Genomic DNA, 14,719 nt, shown 5'->3' with positions numbered 1-14,719 from the left:
AACTGTGATTTATGTTAAATATTATACTAAAAGCAATCCTTGTTTTTTAGAGGACATCAACAGAAAACTAAGTGCCGAGATTGAAAAAATGATAAACTGGGAAGCTGACATTATCTATCAATCTCCTCATGCAAATAAGATTATTTGGGCGTCAAAACGACTGGACGAAAATTGTGTAAACATAATAGCATTTGATAAAGCTGCAAACAAAATTGCTTCTATAAAAATGGAAGATGAATTGAGCGATTCAGATATAGCTTTTACAAGTTTAAATGAAGAAAATCGTATAATAGTATCTTTTACAGCAGGACAGGACGGCTCCCAAGATTATTGCATAGAATTAAACAATAATGAGCTGAAAATAATATATAAGTTTCCTAAAAATTTATCTTATATGTTTAGCTTCGATAAATATGCTTTGCTTGCTGATTTTTACAGTTCGTTTTTTTTTAAAATTTCTTCCTCGGATTTTACACCGATTGCTGAAAAGACATATTCTTTATTTAAAGAAGATTCATTATCCAATGTACAGAAAATCAATGATAGGTTCGGAATATTTTGTACCACTGAAGGGAAGTGCTATGTATTTGATTTATCCGCACTTGAATTAATTGATGAGCTTATTATTGATTGTAAAATAGATGATTTAGAAAAAAATTGGGCTGTGAATGCATTATTTCAAACAAGAGATGAAATGATATTCGAATATCGCAATTATAAGAATGGGAAAGAAAGCATTGAATGGATCAGCGTAGATAAATTATATTTGGATAGACTTATCAAAGAACGGAAACTGTGATATAATTAAAAAAATGATAAAATATTATAAAATTAATAGGCAATATAGCCTTAGTTGACAGTTTTAAAAATATGAGAGACATAAAAGAGCTGCATAAAATAATGACTGAAGGGGGAAAAAATAAATGAAGACAACGCTTTTTCCAAATTGGACATTAGATGACACAGATGACACGGGGGCAATTTCGGAATATTTTCATAATGAAAAAATACCTTTCACCGAAGAGACAATGATTAAGTGCCTTAAAATGAAGCGTAATAAATACGAAATCTATTGGGCTGTTTTAGCTCTGCGTATGCTAGGAACGCAGAAAGCAATTCAATATTTAAAAGAAGTTAGCACTTATAAAAATTTAGATGTGCAGGGTGCAAGCGTTTTAACGATTGCTTACTTAGCCGATGGTTCTGAAAATGAATATTTGGCGAGCCTCTTGTTAAATAAGGATTTCAAAGCAAAATGGTATGCCGTTGTTGCCTTCAATCACAAACCAGACGGTAAAGCTGTTCCTTATGCAGCTGAGTATGGGGTTAAGACAATCAAAAGTTCGAAAAACAAACCGGAAGCGGGTTCTTTAATAGTTGAGTATCTTGCGAGATTTGCATCGGAAAATGAACTTGCAAAAAAGATATTCGCAAGGATAAATAAAGATTTCGAGAATCTTTCTCCCAAAGAACAGGAAGTGTTCACAGTAAATTTTCCGCATATCTTTAGAAATTAACATGAATAAAATTGTAACTACAACAGTAATGGTAATTTTTACTCTTTTAATTTTTACAGCCGATATAGTGTTAATCACAAGATTTTTCACACTGATAAAACAAAGAAGATATAATGATTCGGCTCCTCTTTGGGGCGGGCTTCCAGATTTGTTTTCGAAAATTGAAAATAAATATCTTAAAACTTTTTTGAACTACATCATACTGAATATTGCGGTGTATATCATCGGGTACTATTTCCCAAAGACAGGAGTTTTTACCGGAACTCTCAAATTTTCTTTTGATATTGTTATCGAGGGCTATAGATTTTTAGTATCGTTTATAATAACAAGCATTTTTTTAGCTATTAGTCAGCTCACAAGAAAAATAAAAATTTTTCAACAAAATACAGTTTCGGCTAAACTATACTACATTGAACTTATCATCATTCCCATTATTGTTATTTTTTCTCTTTATTTTTTTGACAGCGTTTTTGATAATCTTGCAATGAAGGTAACAATATAAAAGAATAGTACACTTACAAAATTGCTAAAAGATGATAGAATAAATATGAGGAGACAGCAATATGGAAGTTATTTTGAGTACGGTAATCGGCGGTGAAATTACGGTTGAGGTTGATGGTGGAAAATTGTTCATTCATTGATAATAAAAATGAGAAACTCCTTGAAAGAGCATTTTAAAAAAATATTTTTTGAAGGGCTAGATAGAATAAAAATCAACGTATATATCAGCGGAGATGTTTCTTCTTATTGCGATAAAACGGGTATTACTGCAACCCGATATTTCCGTGCAAAGACAGAATATACGACAGAGTTTTGTATCGATAAAAACTATTGGTCGTTAGAACCTGTTCTTCCAGTGGATAGAAAGTTTATTCTATTCATGGAAAACTCGTTGATACAGTTAGGCGGAATTATTGAAGAAAAACTTAAAGCAGCCGGATATAATTTTGATGGCGAGCTGTTTAAAGAAATTGTTCTTAAAAGTTTAAGAGGAATTAGTTAAGAATATGGCAAAGTATTCAAAAGAAGCATTAGATGAAGCATTGCTGCAAGCGCAAAGCAGCGATATTAGCATGAAAACAAAAGGGATAAAGTTTTTAAGACAAGCCTCTTGTTTGGAAACGGGTACAAAAAATACTTATCCGATAAGGGATTGGTTTTCTGAAACTAAGAATTACACAAAGCTTTTTAAAATAGTAAAATCAGAAAAAGATCCGAAACTGTTATGGGAATATTTATTTTTGATTAAAACATATTGTGAGCGTTATATTGATTTAGCTTATTTGGTAAAAGATTCTCAAAACTTTATCTCAAAAAAAGAAAACACAGAATTCAAAATAAAGGCTTGTGAGCTCGGAAAATTGTTTTTAGTGCATCAGGATGCCTCTGTACGGCAAGCTGCAGCAAGCCTGCTTTGGTATTTAAAGAAAACTTCCGAAGTTTGGCCTGTAATCATAGAGCTTATGCAGAAAAAACGGGATTATATAACACTTTCTCATATCGGCATAATGATTCGCAATTGTTATTCACTTTTGAATGATGATAAAATTATTACAGACTCTTTTGGGAATGCTGTGGCGAAGGAAAATCTTATTTCACTAAAAGATGCAGAAGCTTTAAAAGAAGCCGTATCATTTTCATTGGAAAAAACTCCTAAGGCTGCAAAAAAAGCCGGCTTTAATTCCGTATCTGAAACACTGGACAATATAATTACAGCACTTACAAAAGCGGTTGAAAAATGATAGAATAAATATAAGGAGGTGCGATAAACAGTTCGGCAGAAATTCAGCCTCACTGTTTATCTTCGAGTTTGCCTTTCAGGCAAACATCGTATTATTATATATGTGTGCTTTCCAGCACACATTTGAAAAAACTTTTTTCAGGATTTAATAATCCTTGCAAAAAGTTTTTATAGGGGTAAAAAGATGAATGGAGAATTATATCTAAAAAAGGGTATGCTTCAATTAAATAAAAAATTATATGATGAAGCATTGGAGACTTTAAATAAAGTAATCGAACTCGATGATGATCTTGCAAGTGTTACATCTGCAAAATATATTTTAGGTGAATATTATTTTATTCATCAAAACTATGAAAAATCAAAAGAATTTTTATCATGGATTTGTGACAGACAAGATGAGCTTGAAGAAGAGTTTGACGATTTACTTTCACAAGAAATTGATACCGCGTCTGTGCTGATGGAGCTGATTGAAAAATATAAGCTGTAAAAGCGGCGGATGCTAAGGAGGACGATATCGTGGATAACGAAGTAAAGTTATTTGAAGATAATAAAATACGCTCCGTTTGGGATAACGAAAAAGAAGAGTGGTATTTTAGTGTTGTGGATGTTGTGGGAGCCTTAACGGATAGTCCTAATCCCAATAATTATTGGAAGGTTTTAAAAAAAAGGTTGAAAGATGAAGGAAATGAGTTGGTTACAATCTGTAACCAACTGAAAATGAAATCTCCCAAAGATGGGAAAATGTATAAAACCGATACAGCCGATATGCAAGGCATATTTAGAATTATCCAATCTATTCCGTCACCTAAGGCGGAACCCTTTAAGATGTGGCTCGCCGAGGTAGGGAAAGAAAGAGTTGATGAAATCATAGATCCGGAATTGACAATTGATAGAGCTTTAGAAACCTATCTTAAAAAAGGCTATACTAGGGAATGGATAAATCAGCGCCTGCAAGCTATTCAGGTAAGAAAGGAACTTACCGATACATGGCAAGACCATGGCGTAAAAGAAGGCAGGGAATATGCTATTTTGACAAACGAAATATCTAAAGCATGGAGCGGTATGACCGTTAGACAATATAAGGATTTTAAGAACCTCAAAAAAGAAAGCCTAAGAGACAATATGTCGACACTTGAGCTTGTTCTTAATATGCTTGCAGAGGCTACCGTTACTGAATTAACCAATACTACTAATCCTAAGGGGCTTGAAGAAAATAAAAAAACGGCACGGCGCGGCGGAAGCATCGCAGGAAATACACGAAAAGAAATAGAAAAAGAAACCGGAAAACCCGTAATTAATTCAAAAAACGCAATAGATTTTTCACGCCTTATAGACGGCGTGGCAAAAGATAAAACTAAAAATTAAATAAATTTGAAGTAACTATTGAATTATGCAAAAAACATAATATCATAAATACACAGGGAGTGATATTGTATGAAAAACAATTCTTATATTCATAATTTAAAAATAGAAGATGTACCTTGGCATCGGCTTCCTACAACTTATGGAAGAGCAACATTATTTCCTCAATATTTTGAAATATTGGAAAAGATGCAGGATACGGATAAAATAGAAAATGCATTGTATGAAATAGCAATAAATATTGAACATCAAAGTACTTTGTGGTATGCAACTCCGTTTGCTCTTATATTTCTTACAAGAATTTTTATGCAAGCTTTAACTCAGAGCGGTACAAATAAGAATGCGCACTACATTGTAGAAGAACTACTGGAAGTTTTTGCCGTAATAGCTGAGAGTTTTTGTGAAGGAGATGAATTGGAGCATGCGGCTCCCTTACCTTTTTTTGAAGATATGTTAAAGGAAGAATATCTATGGTCTGAAGTTTATAATGAAGATGATGATTGCCTTCGATATGAAGATGAAAATGTTTTTCCTGATGATCTTTTTTACAGTTTTTATCATTATTCTTTTGAGGTATTAAAAATATATCGGGAAGAATTTGTTAAATTAAGAGATACGGAATTTGCGGTAAGAGCAAAAATACTTTCTTCATGGTTTTAAAAAAGGAATAGACTAATGCCGAATTCAACGGAAAAAATTTTACAAGAACTTGAAGCGGAACGGTTACGCCGTCAAAATCTTACAAAAGAAGATTTACAAAAAAAGTATGCCGAGTTACAAAGAACCGGTTTTCCTCTTAGCGAATGTATCGGTTTTATAGCCGATTTAGGCGGAAGCAATGAGCTCGCTTATCATTACGAATTGATTTGCGAAGACTGGGAGCGAGATGATCCGTTGCATTTGGATAACAGTTTCGATAAACACGATTTAGTGGGGATTGATTTTCTTTTTGCGGCTATAAACAAAGCTTCAACTGAAAAAATACGGGTGTTCACCGCCTATCTCATTGCCGAAATTCTTGTGAGGTCGAAACATCGAGATTTTTATACGGCTGCATGCAATCGTCTTGTGCCGATACTTGTCTCGCATATAAATACGAAGGACTGTGTTCTGAGGCGCAAAGTGCTGATAGCTGTCGGGTGGATTGGGACAGCGCAAGAGATCGGTATTTTTAATGATAGAATGCTTCACGACGAGGATAGTCTTTGCCGCGCATGGTCGGCTTCGGGGCTATGGCAATTATCCTGTAACAGACTGCATAGTCAAACAATACTTCCGAAAGTAAAAGATGTTTTTAGACAAGCAATCGCTGCAGAAAAAGACCTTTTTGCATGCGGCGTAATGATAGAGTCGGCGCAGAGTTTATTCGGTAAAAAATGGATATCGTCTATAGCTGTTGAAAATAAAGATTCGGTAAAAATAGAAAAGGCTCGCAAATCTGCTGTGCGATTTTTAAGTAAGAGTTAAATAAAAGGAGATGTAAAAATGGGCGAAACTATTATCCGTATGGAAAACGTTACAAAATTATATGAAATGGGTGAAAGCGTCGTACATGCCCTGCGAGGCATAAGCTTCAGTATAGATCAGGGAGAATTTGTTTCGATAATGGGGCCGTCAGGTTCGGGAAAGTCTACCTGCATGAATATGATAGGCTGTCTTGACCGGCCGACAAGCGGTATATTGGAAATCGGCGGAAAAGAAACGGCAAAGATGACGGAAAAAGAACTTGCCATGCTGCGTAATAAAACGATCGGCTTTGTGTTTCAGCAGTATCATTTGCTTCCAAATATGACGGTTCTAGAAAACGTTATGCTTCCGTTACGCTATCAGGGTGTGGAAAGAACAAAACGCATTGTACTTGCAAAAGAAGCTTTGGAGCTTGTAGATATGGGCGATAGACTTTCCCACGGGCCTAACGAACTTTCCGGCGGCCAAAAGCAGCGTGTTGCCATTGCTCGTGCGATGGTAACAAAACCGCACATTATCTTGGCCGATGAACCGACCGGTGCTTTGGACAGTAAAACAGGAGCACAGGTTCTTAGCCTCTTTAAAAAAATAAATGAAAGCGGAACGACAATTGTTATTGTTACTCACGACCCGGGAATCGGAGCAAGTACGGATCGATGTATAAAACTTTTTGACGGAAATATTCAGTCGGATGAACATCAGGTTCCTGTTACTTAATTTCTTTTATCAAATGATACGTTTCCATAAAGCGAAGATGCCAGACTTCCTTATCGGCGGTAATTTCTTCATATATATTTTCCAGCGTATGAGCAGGCGACAATGACCACAGAGCATAATCCTCGAAAACGACTTCGCCTATCTTTTCAAGTTTATCTAATAGAAGTCCTAAGTCTTTGTGATTAAACCAGCAATCCGTATCCAGAGCATATTTTGTGTTTTGCTTTTTACAAGCAATTTCGCTGTTCAAAAAATCATCCATAGTCGGTTTATCTTTTTGTAACAAGCGCGTGCAAGCCAAATGATATTCTATTTTTCTTGGGCTCTGATCAACATCTGAAACAAAAACTGCGCCGTACTCATTTTCAAATTTAACTGCAAGCACTTCTCCTACTTTAAAATACGGGTCCCGTTTAATTTTTGCCTTCGGTACTTTAATCGGTTTAGGATTTTCACTTTGTAACTGAACAGCCAGTTTATCAAGCTCTTTCTGCCTTTGCTTCAGAGCTTTGCCGTCAATTTCAAGCCAGAAATCATCAGCACCTTTTGCAATTATTTCTAACGCTTTATTCTTTATCTCTTCCGGTAAATGCCCTACCTTCCATAAAGAATAGGCAAATGCAGTCCAGTAAATTTCCGTGTAAAATGGATCTATGCAGAAGTTTTCCTCGTCATTTAAAACGTCTTCAATTATTGTGTCGATATTTTCGCCGTCTTTATATCGTTCGACTATGGTATTGTAAATGTCATACCCGTCATCACTGTCTATAATTTTTACACCGTCTATTGCCATTTATCATCTCTCCGTTCACAATTCTCATTTCATTACATATTTGATACCATTATACTCTTTTTAAGGTATTTTTTCTACTGTCAGCTTTTCATCTTTCCCCCTTAAAAAGGATAAGGAAAAATGATACAATAGGATATGAAAAAATGAGGATTAATTGGTGAAGAATATCGGCTGAAAGGATTAAGTATATTGAAACAAATAGGATTAAGTATATTGAAACAAATAAGGAGATAAAATATGAATAACCTAAAATTAAGTTTATTGAAAAAATGGGAATTGGATAGTGAGCTTTCGTTTGTGCATGGCTCTGTTTTGTTGCCGGATGGAACTGCTATAATTCTGACTACAGGCGAGAAGAGCGATTGGGGTAAATTTTACCTCCTTGTGCTTTCTGTCGATGGCATAAAAAAGATTCCGATTGAATATGCGGAAACATCAGGCAGAGATTATCCTGTGCTTTTTCGATATGGTATAAGTTTCGGACTCATCATTTCGGCAAAAGAAGTGCGGTATTACTCCGGCATTCATTCCTCTCCGGAAATAATTCCGATAAAAAATAATTCACGGCTAAGAGGAAGCATTGTACCGGAAAAAGCTCAACAGAGGTGTTTTCAAAATATATCCGACAGCCAAACGATTCCCGTTTGCTTTGAAAATGAAGTTTATTGCGGGGACGCAAGATATTTTGCTCTTTTGGAATTTGATGCTGCTACAAAATCTGCCGAATGGAAATGTTTTTCTACAATAGATAAAAAAGCATTTACACATCAAGATGACAGATGCGTAGACGCTCCTAAAATAGACAGCATTAAAATATCGGATAAAGAAATCTATGCCTTTATTCCGGGCGACAGCCAAACATCGGTTAATAAATGGGGAATGAATTATTATGCTCTTGCAAGTATTTCCGAAGATGGGAAAGTAATCAAAAAACTTATCGAATCAGATGACTTAAAAAAAGACGGTAAAAAAGGCGGCATCAACGGATGCTTTACTGATTCTCAATATGTGATAATGACTCCTCTTTTTAAAACCGATGATTGGAAAGGCAAGCAAAAAGTTTTTTCACTCAACACACGTGAATATTCCGATATTACCTTTCCAAGAGGAATGTCCAAACACAGGCTCGAAAACATCTCAGGCGAAATATGCCTTACCTCGTTTTACGATAGAGGACTAAAAGAAATAGCATTATGCAATGTGAATTCATAAATCAACAACCCCGACGCAAGCGTCGGGGTATTAAACCCTCCGCACGAATAAAAAAAGGAATGGAATATGAACGGAAAAAATATCGGCCGAACTGTGTCATGGGTGTACTACAAAGACGAAAAACTCATAGGCGGGTCGGCATTTGATATACAACTCTTTCGGCAGATATTGGAAAACAACGCAAAGTTTTCGAGTCAGGCTCAAGAAATGATAGAGACACAAATTAAAGCACAAAATATTTTTGATTGTATTTCACTCAAAAGCTCAAAATACACCAATCGCTTTTACGAAAATGGCGGCCATAGAGCATTTATACCCGAAAGTATCTGTATGGTTGATTATTGTGAAGATGAAATCTTTGCCGTTGTGAGAATCGGAGATCGTTGTGAAATTGTTTCTTATGATTATGACATCACAGGCGATGAGGGACAAGAGTGGTTCAATTTTATAGGAAAGAACAAGCCTATTTTTGATAAAAAAATCATTGAGAATATAAAAACGGTTTTAACGCAATACGAACAACTGCAAATAAAAATGCTTGAAGAAGAAGACAGACGTATTTGGGAGAAAAAAGAAAAACTTGCTTGCCGGAACAAAAGCTTACCTGCCGATACGGAACAAACTTTTTTATCGCTTTGTAAATTACTCGGCATATCTCCGCAAAAAGCCAAGAAAATATACCATACAGCATTGGAGCAAGAAAATATTTGTGTCTCTTTGATAAACGATTTTATAGATTTGAACTATTTGGCAATGTTCGATTGGAAGGCGGATGTGGGAGATATTGTATACGGTTACAATCTATTAGCAAAAAAGATAAAAGCGAATATGCTCCACTTGGATAAAGATACGGAATTTGAACCGCCAGAAGTTTTCCGTAGGCTTGCTTCGATGAGTGACAAGGTATTATATCTTATCGACACAAATAGCGATTGCTATATTTTAGGTTTGTCAGATAAAGAAAATAGAGAAAAAATCATAAGTGCTTATAAACAACTGTTCAGCCTGCTTCAATCTGAGAATACGATTGAAATTGTGAACACTCTGTAATAAAGGGAAAAATGAAACAAGTAATTGCATTTTGTATATTTATATTAACTTCTTTTACACTATCTGCCGATGAAGAGGATCGAGTTATGACTATTTCAAAACAATGTATTATAAACCCTGACGGTATTGTGTCAATGCAGTTTTCCGATAATACGGATACAGCCTTACGAACAATTAAGCATGATGATATAAAAGCAATAACGGATATTTTAAATACTGCAAAATATGATGATGAAAGTAATGACGGAAAGATGTTTAAGATGACTGCACCGCAGTTAAGAATAGTAATACGATATAGTGATGACAGTGAAGTAAAAATCCAATTATGGGATGCACTTATGTATGTTAATAAAACATGGTATAAACTTGACATAAGAGCTATTAAAGAAATATTATATGGTAAGGAGATATAAAATGAGTATTATAAAAAGCAAGGAATCGAACAAACAGGATAAACAACCGGCCATGCCGCAACAGAAACTTCATATCAATTTAACTAAAAACGGTTTGCATATTAATGATGAGTTTATTGAAAACCTATCAATAGATATTCTTGCGGAGAAATTCGGTGAATATAGAAAAGTATTGCGTAAGCCGCCTGATGGAACAATAAGTAAAGATGATTTAGAGGAAATATATATCTGGGATAATATAGGAATAAAGAGTTTTGTTTCCAAAGGACGTATCAGCGAACTAGACATAAGAATATGTGAAGATAAGGAATGGGAGAAAAAAGTAAAATTTTCGTTTTTCGATGTAAATCCCAAACAGGTGTTTCCCGGCATTTTTACGATAAACGGTAAAACTATTTTGGAAGCTATACCTCAAAAAACATTGAGAGATGCTTATATATTTTTAGAAATGAAAGTGGAAAATTGGGAAATAAATTGCTCATTGTCGAGTAAATTAAACTCGGTTCTGGCTGCAATATCTTTTCAGGAGCGTTTGAAAAAAACAAAAACCGATGAGATAGCTGATTTGGTGCGAGCCGAACCTGAACCTATACGGGATATAAGTTTTTGGTATAAACCGCCGAGGGTGTCAAGCGGTAAATGGAAACAGCCAAAGGCAGAAGGTAAAGTACTGACATTTACAAACTTCAATTTTAAACTTGCTGTTATCCAAGAGCTGATGTACAAACAAGAACTGCTTAAACCGAAATTTGATGTATATGATTTTTGCAATGATTATGCAAAAAAAGAAATAGATCCCGATGATTACTACGATAAAATGATACCTGAAGTAAAAAGCTGGTTTCAGCAATTGGAAATTCCGGCTGAATTGGCCCCAAAGGTAACACAGCTGTTTCTTGATGGCGGAAATGAAATTAATATGCAGCTTATTCCGCAATGGGACGGTGAGGATGATCTATTTGATATTAAATCTATTTCCGATGAGGAGTTGGCACAGTTTCCAAACTTAAAACTTATTGACGGCACAGTTATTTATATTTCCGAAAAAACAAAGAAAAAACTTATCGAGAAAGGAATTAATATTGCAGAATAAATTTAAGTCAAAAAGGATATATTATGCTTCATTTGGAAAAAGTAAACGGGAAAAACATTTGGGATATTCTGAAACTGCGGGTATCGGAAACACAGAAAAGCTTTGTTGCTGCCAACGATATAAGCATCATTGAAGCCTACATTACAATCACCGCAAATGGTTATGCATTTCCATTCGGGATATATGACAATGCAACACCGGTCGGATTTTTGATGATCGGTTTTGATGTTCATGACTATTGGATCGATGCACCTGAAATAGCAAAAGGAAATTATAATCTTTGGCGGCTGATGATTGATAAAGCGTATCAAAACAATGGATTTGGAAAAGAAGCAGTTAAATTGGCTCTAGATTTTGTTAAAACTTTTCCTTGCGGAAAAGCTGAATATTGTTGGTTGTCTTATGAACCTGAAAATCAAGTTGCACGTAAACTATATAGCTCATTCGGTTTTGTCGAAACAGGAGATACGGATGCAGAAGAACTTATCGCAGCGTTAAAGTTATGATATAAAAAGATAGAAAAGCGAGTATTTATATGAATTAAGCTAAAAAACTTATGGAGGAAAACGTTGATAATAAACTATTGCAGCATATATGGCGACAGTGACGAACGGAATCTGTATTTAGACATGGGCGATAAAATAAAAATAGACTATTGTGAAGCATGTAAGATGGTATTAAACCGTGATGAAGCAATTTTACAAGCGGCAAAGATAGTTAAAATACGAAAAAAGAAATTTTTCTTTGGTACTTTAGATGGTGTATCTATCGCAAGTCAGCGGTTTTATGATATATATCATACATATAATATGCAAGGAATTGAATTTGTTCCGTTTGAAAAATCGTATGGATACTATGTTTGCAAATTTTTGTATACAATGCACTTTGATATTGTACGGTCAAAGTCGGTGCGTATCGAATATCAGGGTAAAGTTTCTTACGGCATCTTGGATAATGGAAGTTGCAGTGTTTGCAAAAGAAGTTTCGGGCATCACCATCCATGGCCGTACCGAATGACAGTTGAAGATGAGAAAAAATTAAATTCAAATACATTTTATCGAAGTGATATTGAATTTGGAGAAAGGAATTTTCAACATCCTCTTTTATGGGCAACCGACGGAATTATCCAAGCTTTTACAAAAGAAAAATGCAGAATATTCTACAAAAATGTTGAAGGTAATTTTGGGAAAGGAGACTGTGGTAAAGCAGTATTATAAAACCGAAATATAAATTATAGATATGTTCAGAGGAAAGAAAATTGAATAAAACATTATTTTTAGGAGCGGCACTTATTGCAATGACAGGCGGCAGCGCCGGTGTAAATGCCGAAAATGCAGACATACCGCTTGCCGGTAAGACGTATACGGTAAACGGCGTATCGTTTACGATGATCGCCATTCCCGCCGTAACGGACGGTACCCTCGGATATGGAGAATACGACGTAAACCCTGCACATACGGTCAGCTTACCGACCTACCGGATCGGCGAAACGGAGGTAACGCAGGAGTTGTGGCAGGCGGTGATGGGCAATAACCCGAGTGGTTTTAACGGTAATGACGAAGAAACAAAACCTGCCGGCGGCGAAGAACAAAAAAAACGGCCGGTAGAAATGATAAACTGGTATCAGGCAATCGCCTTTTGCAACAAGCTCAGTTTGAAGCTCGGCCTTGAACCCTGTTATACGGTAACGGTTAAAGGAAAACCGATAGACTTTGCCTCACTTCCGTTTGATAAAATTCCTTCTGAGGATGAATATATGCCTCAAAAGGATCGAATTATAAAGGCATGGGATGCCGTAACCGTGGATATAAGCAAAAACGGATTCCGCTTGCCGTCGGAGGCCGAATGGGAATGGGCAGCAAAAGGCGGCGTTGAAAGCCGATGGGCAGGCTCCGATGACGAAGAAGAAGTCGATCGATATATGTGGCATGATGGGAATAGTGAAAACCGAACCCATGAAGTAAAAAAACTGAAACCGAACGGATACGGGCTCTATGATATGAGCGGCAACGTGTGGGAATGGTGCTGGGACCGCTTCAAAGATTTTTTGCCTGACTCGCTTGTAGAAGCAGGTATCGTTGACATTGACGATATTCCCGACTCCTGCCGTGTCTTTCGGGGCGGCGGTATAGATATCGATATATATAACGCAGCGCTGCCGATCAGGCTATTTTATACTCCCGATTTTCATGCAGGTAGTCTCGGATTACGTTTGGCATGCAGGTTGTAATTTTTGCATCTTTCGAATCGCTTATCATACCGTAAGAAAAAAAATACGGCGCGGCTTGTGAGCGATATTGAATTTGCATAAATACTGTCGCCGGAACATTATTAAAACAACAGGAGATTTTATATGAAAAGAAAAATAATTAGGCTTTTTCTATTTTTTTTATTATGCAATGCTTATGGAATCAACAATAAGACTCTGGTAAATACTCAATTATAACCCATTTAATCATATTGATAAATTGGGATCCTATGGCGGAGGTAATTAAAATGAAAAAAAATTTATGTATTTTGTATGTATCATTTATTCTTCTGGAGTGTTTTTCGCAACAAATAGTAAAGACATCAAAAAGTACTAATATTTATGATCATAGTTTTAGTATTATCGAAACGATAGAAAAAAATAAAAAAATACAAATATCACAATATTTATTTGAATATCTTAATAATGGAAAAAATGAATATGATTATTATGCGGAATTGATAAATGAATATGAAGGATTAAAGATTAGAGCTAATGATTTAATTCCTGAAATAACAGATGATATTTTTGATGCGGATATACTAACGAAACCCGGAAATGTTTATTTTATAGATGATTATTTTCAAGGATTAAAAAAGAGAAATATAAATATAATATACGATTGTTATAGTACAACTGTTGAAAAAGAAAAAAATGATGATGACTATAGAGATTGGAAAGAATGTTGTACTTTCTATCAGAATAATACATATATAACAAATATTCAATTTTCTTTTAATAATTATTTTACAATTTTTGATGGAGAAATTACTAATATACAAAAAAATAACGATACATATAAATTAATAGTTGGGCACTATTATTATTCTGATCATAATCAGAAAACCGGAATTAGAAATAATGAATTACCGAATGAGGGTGAAAATTTTATTTTTTATCTAAAAGTTGACGGTGATTATTTTTCGTTTTATTTACCCGATAATAAAACACTTATACAAACTTTTATACGAACTGATGAACAAACAAAAAGGGAATTTGAAAAATTCTTAAAAACGGGAAAATACGATGAATCTAAAATCACCTGGCCCCGCCATGCCGACGGCTCTTGCGATTACGACAGTAGTAAAAAATATTAAATTATTTCA

At 35.1% G+C, this 14,719-nt stretch carries 18 protein-coding genes and 1 pseudogene; 18 read left to right on the top strand and 1 reads right to left on the bottom strand.

The window, feature by feature from the left end; all coding sequences use genetic code 11:
- Positions 1-4 precede the first annotated feature (4 nt).
- The 10 genes and pseudogenes from HYB91_RS10210 (at position 5) to HYB91_RS10160 (ending at position 6,804) form a co-directional block, all read left to right on the top strand.
- Positions 5-799, top strand: a complete 795-nt coding sequence (locus HYB91_RS10210; RefSeq protein ID WP_002676894.1) for a hypothetical protein — start codon at positions 5-7, stop codon at positions 797-799.
- A 124-nt stretch (positions 800-923) separates the two neighbouring features.
- Positions 924-1,517 (top strand): HEAT repeat domain-containing protein, encoded by a 594-nt coding sequence (locus HYB91_RS10205; RefSeq protein WP_002676898.1) that lies wholly within the window; start codon positions 924-926, stop codon positions 1,515-1,517.
- 1 nt (position 1,518) lies between these two features.
- On the top strand, positions 1,519-2,019 hold the full coding sequence (locus tag HYB91_RS10200; protein ID WP_002676900.1) for a hypothetical protein: 501 nt from the start codon (positions 1,519-1,521) through the stop codon (positions 2,017-2,019).
- Between the two features lie 61 nt (positions 2,020-2,080).
- Positions 2,081-2,520: pseudogene (locus tag HYB91_RS10190) on the top strand (Imm12 family immunity protein).
- A gap of 4 nt (positions 2,521-2,524) precedes the next feature.
- The gene (locus tag HYB91_RS10185) at positions 2,525-3,259 is read left to right on the top strand and encodes a hypothetical protein (RefSeq protein WP_002676902.1); all 735 of its coding nucleotides are present in this window, start codon (positions 2,525-2,527) and stop codon (positions 3,257-3,259) included.
- Between the two features lie 183 nt (positions 3,260-3,442).
- Complete coding sequence (locus HYB91_RS10180; protein ID WP_002676903.1) at positions 3,443-3,745, top strand: tetratricopeptide repeat protein; 303 nt, start codon at positions 3,443-3,445, stop codon at positions 3,743-3,745.
- A 29-nt stretch (positions 3,746-3,774) separates the two neighbouring features.
- Positions 3,775-4,623 (top strand): BRO-N domain-containing protein, encoded by an 849-nt coding sequence (locus tag HYB91_RS10175; RefSeq protein ID WP_002676904.1) that lies wholly within the window; start codon positions 3,775-3,777, stop codon positions 4,621-4,623.
- A 69-nt stretch (positions 4,624-4,692) separates the two neighbouring features.
- Positions 4,693-5,280, top strand: a complete 588-nt coding sequence (locus tag HYB91_RS10170; RefSeq protein ID WP_002676905.1) for a hypothetical protein — start codon at positions 4,693-4,695, stop codon at positions 5,278-5,280.
- A gap of 15 nt (positions 5,281-5,295) precedes the next feature.
- Positions 5,296-6,087, top strand: coding sequence for a HEAT repeat domain-containing protein (locus tag HYB91_RS10165; protein ID WP_002676906.1), 792 nt, complete (start codon positions 5,296-5,298; stop codon positions 6,085-6,087).
- A gap of 18 nt (positions 6,088-6,105) precedes the next feature.
- Positions 6,106-6,804, top strand: a complete 699-nt coding sequence (locus HYB91_RS10160; RefSeq protein ID WP_002676907.1) for an ABC transporter ATP-binding protein — start codon at positions 6,106-6,108, stop codon at positions 6,802-6,804.
- Here HYB91_RS10160 and HYB91_RS10155 read toward each other — a convergent pair.
- Complete coding sequence (locus HYB91_RS10155) at positions 6,797-7,597, bottom strand: hypothetical protein (protein ID WP_002676908.1); 801 nt, start codon at positions 7,595-7,597, stop codon at positions 6,797-6,799. The two genes, HYB91_RS10160 and HYB91_RS10155, sit on opposite strands and share 8 nt — an antisense overlap.
- Positions 7,598-7,834: 237 nt before the next feature.
- Here HYB91_RS10155 and HYB91_RS10150 point away from each other — a divergent pair, with 237 nt between their 5' ends.
- From HYB91_RS10150 to HYB91_RS10115, 8 genes are all read left to right on the top strand, one after another.
- On the top strand, positions 7,835-8,809 hold the full coding sequence (locus HYB91_RS10150; RefSeq protein ID WP_002676910.1) for a hypothetical protein: 975 nt from the start codon (positions 7,835-7,837) through the stop codon (positions 8,807-8,809).
- Positions 8,810-8,875: 66 nt separating this feature from the next.
- A complete protein-coding gene (locus HYB91_RS10145) occupies positions 8,876-9,859 on the top strand; it encodes a DUF6630 family protein (protein ID WP_002676911.1) in 984 nt (327 codons plus the stop codon).
- Positions 9,860-9,870: 11 nt separating this feature from the next.
- Positions 9,871-10,272 carry a hypothetical protein gene (locus HYB91_RS10140; protein ID WP_002676913.1) on the top strand — a complete coding sequence of 134 codons (402 nt, stop codon included), beginning with the start codon at positions 9,871-9,873 and terminating at the stop codon, positions 10,270-10,272.
- A gap of 1 nt (position 10,273) precedes the next feature.
- Entirely contained in the window at positions 10,274-11,365 is a 1,092-nt protein-coding gene (locus HYB91_RS10135) for a DUF6892 domain-containing protein (protein ID WP_002676914.1), read from the top strand.
- Between the two features lie 23 nt (positions 11,366-11,388).
- On the top strand, positions 11,389-11,871 hold the full coding sequence (locus tag HYB91_RS10130) for a GNAT family N-acetyltransferase (protein ID WP_002676916.1): 483 nt from the start codon (positions 11,389-11,391) through the stop codon (positions 11,869-11,871).
- A 63-nt stretch (positions 11,872-11,934) separates the two neighbouring features.
- Entirely contained in the window at positions 11,935-12,582 is a 648-nt protein-coding gene (locus HYB91_RS10125; RefSeq protein WP_002676922.1) for a hypothetical protein, read from the top strand.
- A 41-nt stretch (positions 12,583-12,623) separates the two neighbouring features.
- A complete protein-coding gene (locus tag HYB91_RS10120) occupies positions 12,624-13,595 on the top strand; it encodes a formylglycine-generating enzyme family protein (protein ID WP_253719497.1) in 972 nt (323 codons plus the stop codon).
- Between the two features lie 266 nt (positions 13,596-13,861).
- Complete coding sequence (locus tag HYB91_RS10115; RefSeq protein ID WP_002676925.1) at positions 13,862-14,710, top strand: hypothetical protein; 849 nt, start codon at positions 13,862-13,864, stop codon at positions 14,708-14,710.
- Positions 14,711-14,719: the final 9 nt, after the last annotated feature.

This window comes from Treponema sp. B152 (genome assembly GCF_024181665.1).
GTDB lineage: Bacteria > Spirochaetota > Spirochaetia > Treponematales > Treponemataceae > Treponema_B > Treponema_B denticola.
The sequence above is the reverse complement of the archived record's forward strand: the minus strand, read 5'-3'. Positions and strand labels throughout refer to the sequence as shown.

Excerpts from the sequence above, each read along its gene's own strand:
- HYB91_RS10200 (WP_002676900.1), top strand. The coding sequence starts at position 1,519 with ATGAATAAAATTGTAACTACAACAGTAATGGTAATTTTTACTCTTTTA.
- HYB91_RS10185 (WP_002676902.1), top strand. The coding sequence starts at position 2,525 with ATGGCAAAGTATTCAAAAGAAGCATTAGATGAAGCATTGCTGCAAGCG.
- HYB91_RS10205 (WP_002676898.1), top strand. The coding sequence starts at position 924 with ATGAAGACAACGCTTTTTCCAAATTGGACATTAGATGACACAGATGAC.
- HYB91_RS10180 (WP_002676903.1), top strand. The coding sequence starts at position 3,443 with ATGAATGGAGAATTATATCTAAAAAAGGGTATGCTTCAATTAAATAAA.
- HYB91_RS10160 (WP_002676907.1), top strand. The coding sequence starts at position 6,106 with ATGGGCGAAACTATTATCCGTATGGAAAACGTTACAAAATTATATGAA.
- HYB91_RS10135 (WP_002676914.1), top strand. The coding sequence starts at position 10,274 with ATGAGTATTATAAAAAGCAAGGAATCGAACAAACAGGATAAACAACCG.
- HYB91_RS10145 (WP_002676911.1), top strand. The coding sequence starts at position 8,876 with ATGAACGGAAAAAATATCGGCCGAACTGTGTCATGGGTGTACTACAAA.
- HYB91_RS10165 (WP_002676906.1), top strand. The coding sequence starts at position 5,296 with ATGCCGAATTCAACGGAAAAAATTTTACAAGAACTTGAAGCGGAACGG.
- HYB91_RS10130 (WP_002676916.1), top strand. The coding sequence starts at position 11,389 with ATGCTTCATTTGGAAAAAGTAAACGGGAAAAACATTTGGGATATTCTG.
- HYB91_RS10150 (WP_002676910.1), top strand. The coding sequence starts at position 7,835 with ATGAATAACCTAAAATTAAGTTTATTGAAAAAATGGGAATTGGATAGT.
- HYB91_RS10115 (WP_002676925.1), top strand. The coding sequence starts at position 13,862 with ATGAAAAAAAATTTATGTATTTTGTATGTATCATTTATTCTTCTGGAG.
- HYB91_RS10140 (WP_002676913.1), top strand. The coding sequence starts at position 9,871 with ATGAAACAAGTAATTGCATTTTGTATATTTATATTAACTTCTTTTACA.
- HYB91_RS10170 (WP_002676905.1), top strand. The coding sequence starts at position 4,693 with ATGAAAAACAATTCTTATATTCATAATTTAAAAATAGAAGATGTACCT.
- HYB91_RS10155 (WP_002676908.1), bottom strand. The coding sequence starts at position 7,597 with ATGGCAATAGACGGTGTAAAAATTATAGACAGTGATGACGGGTATGAC.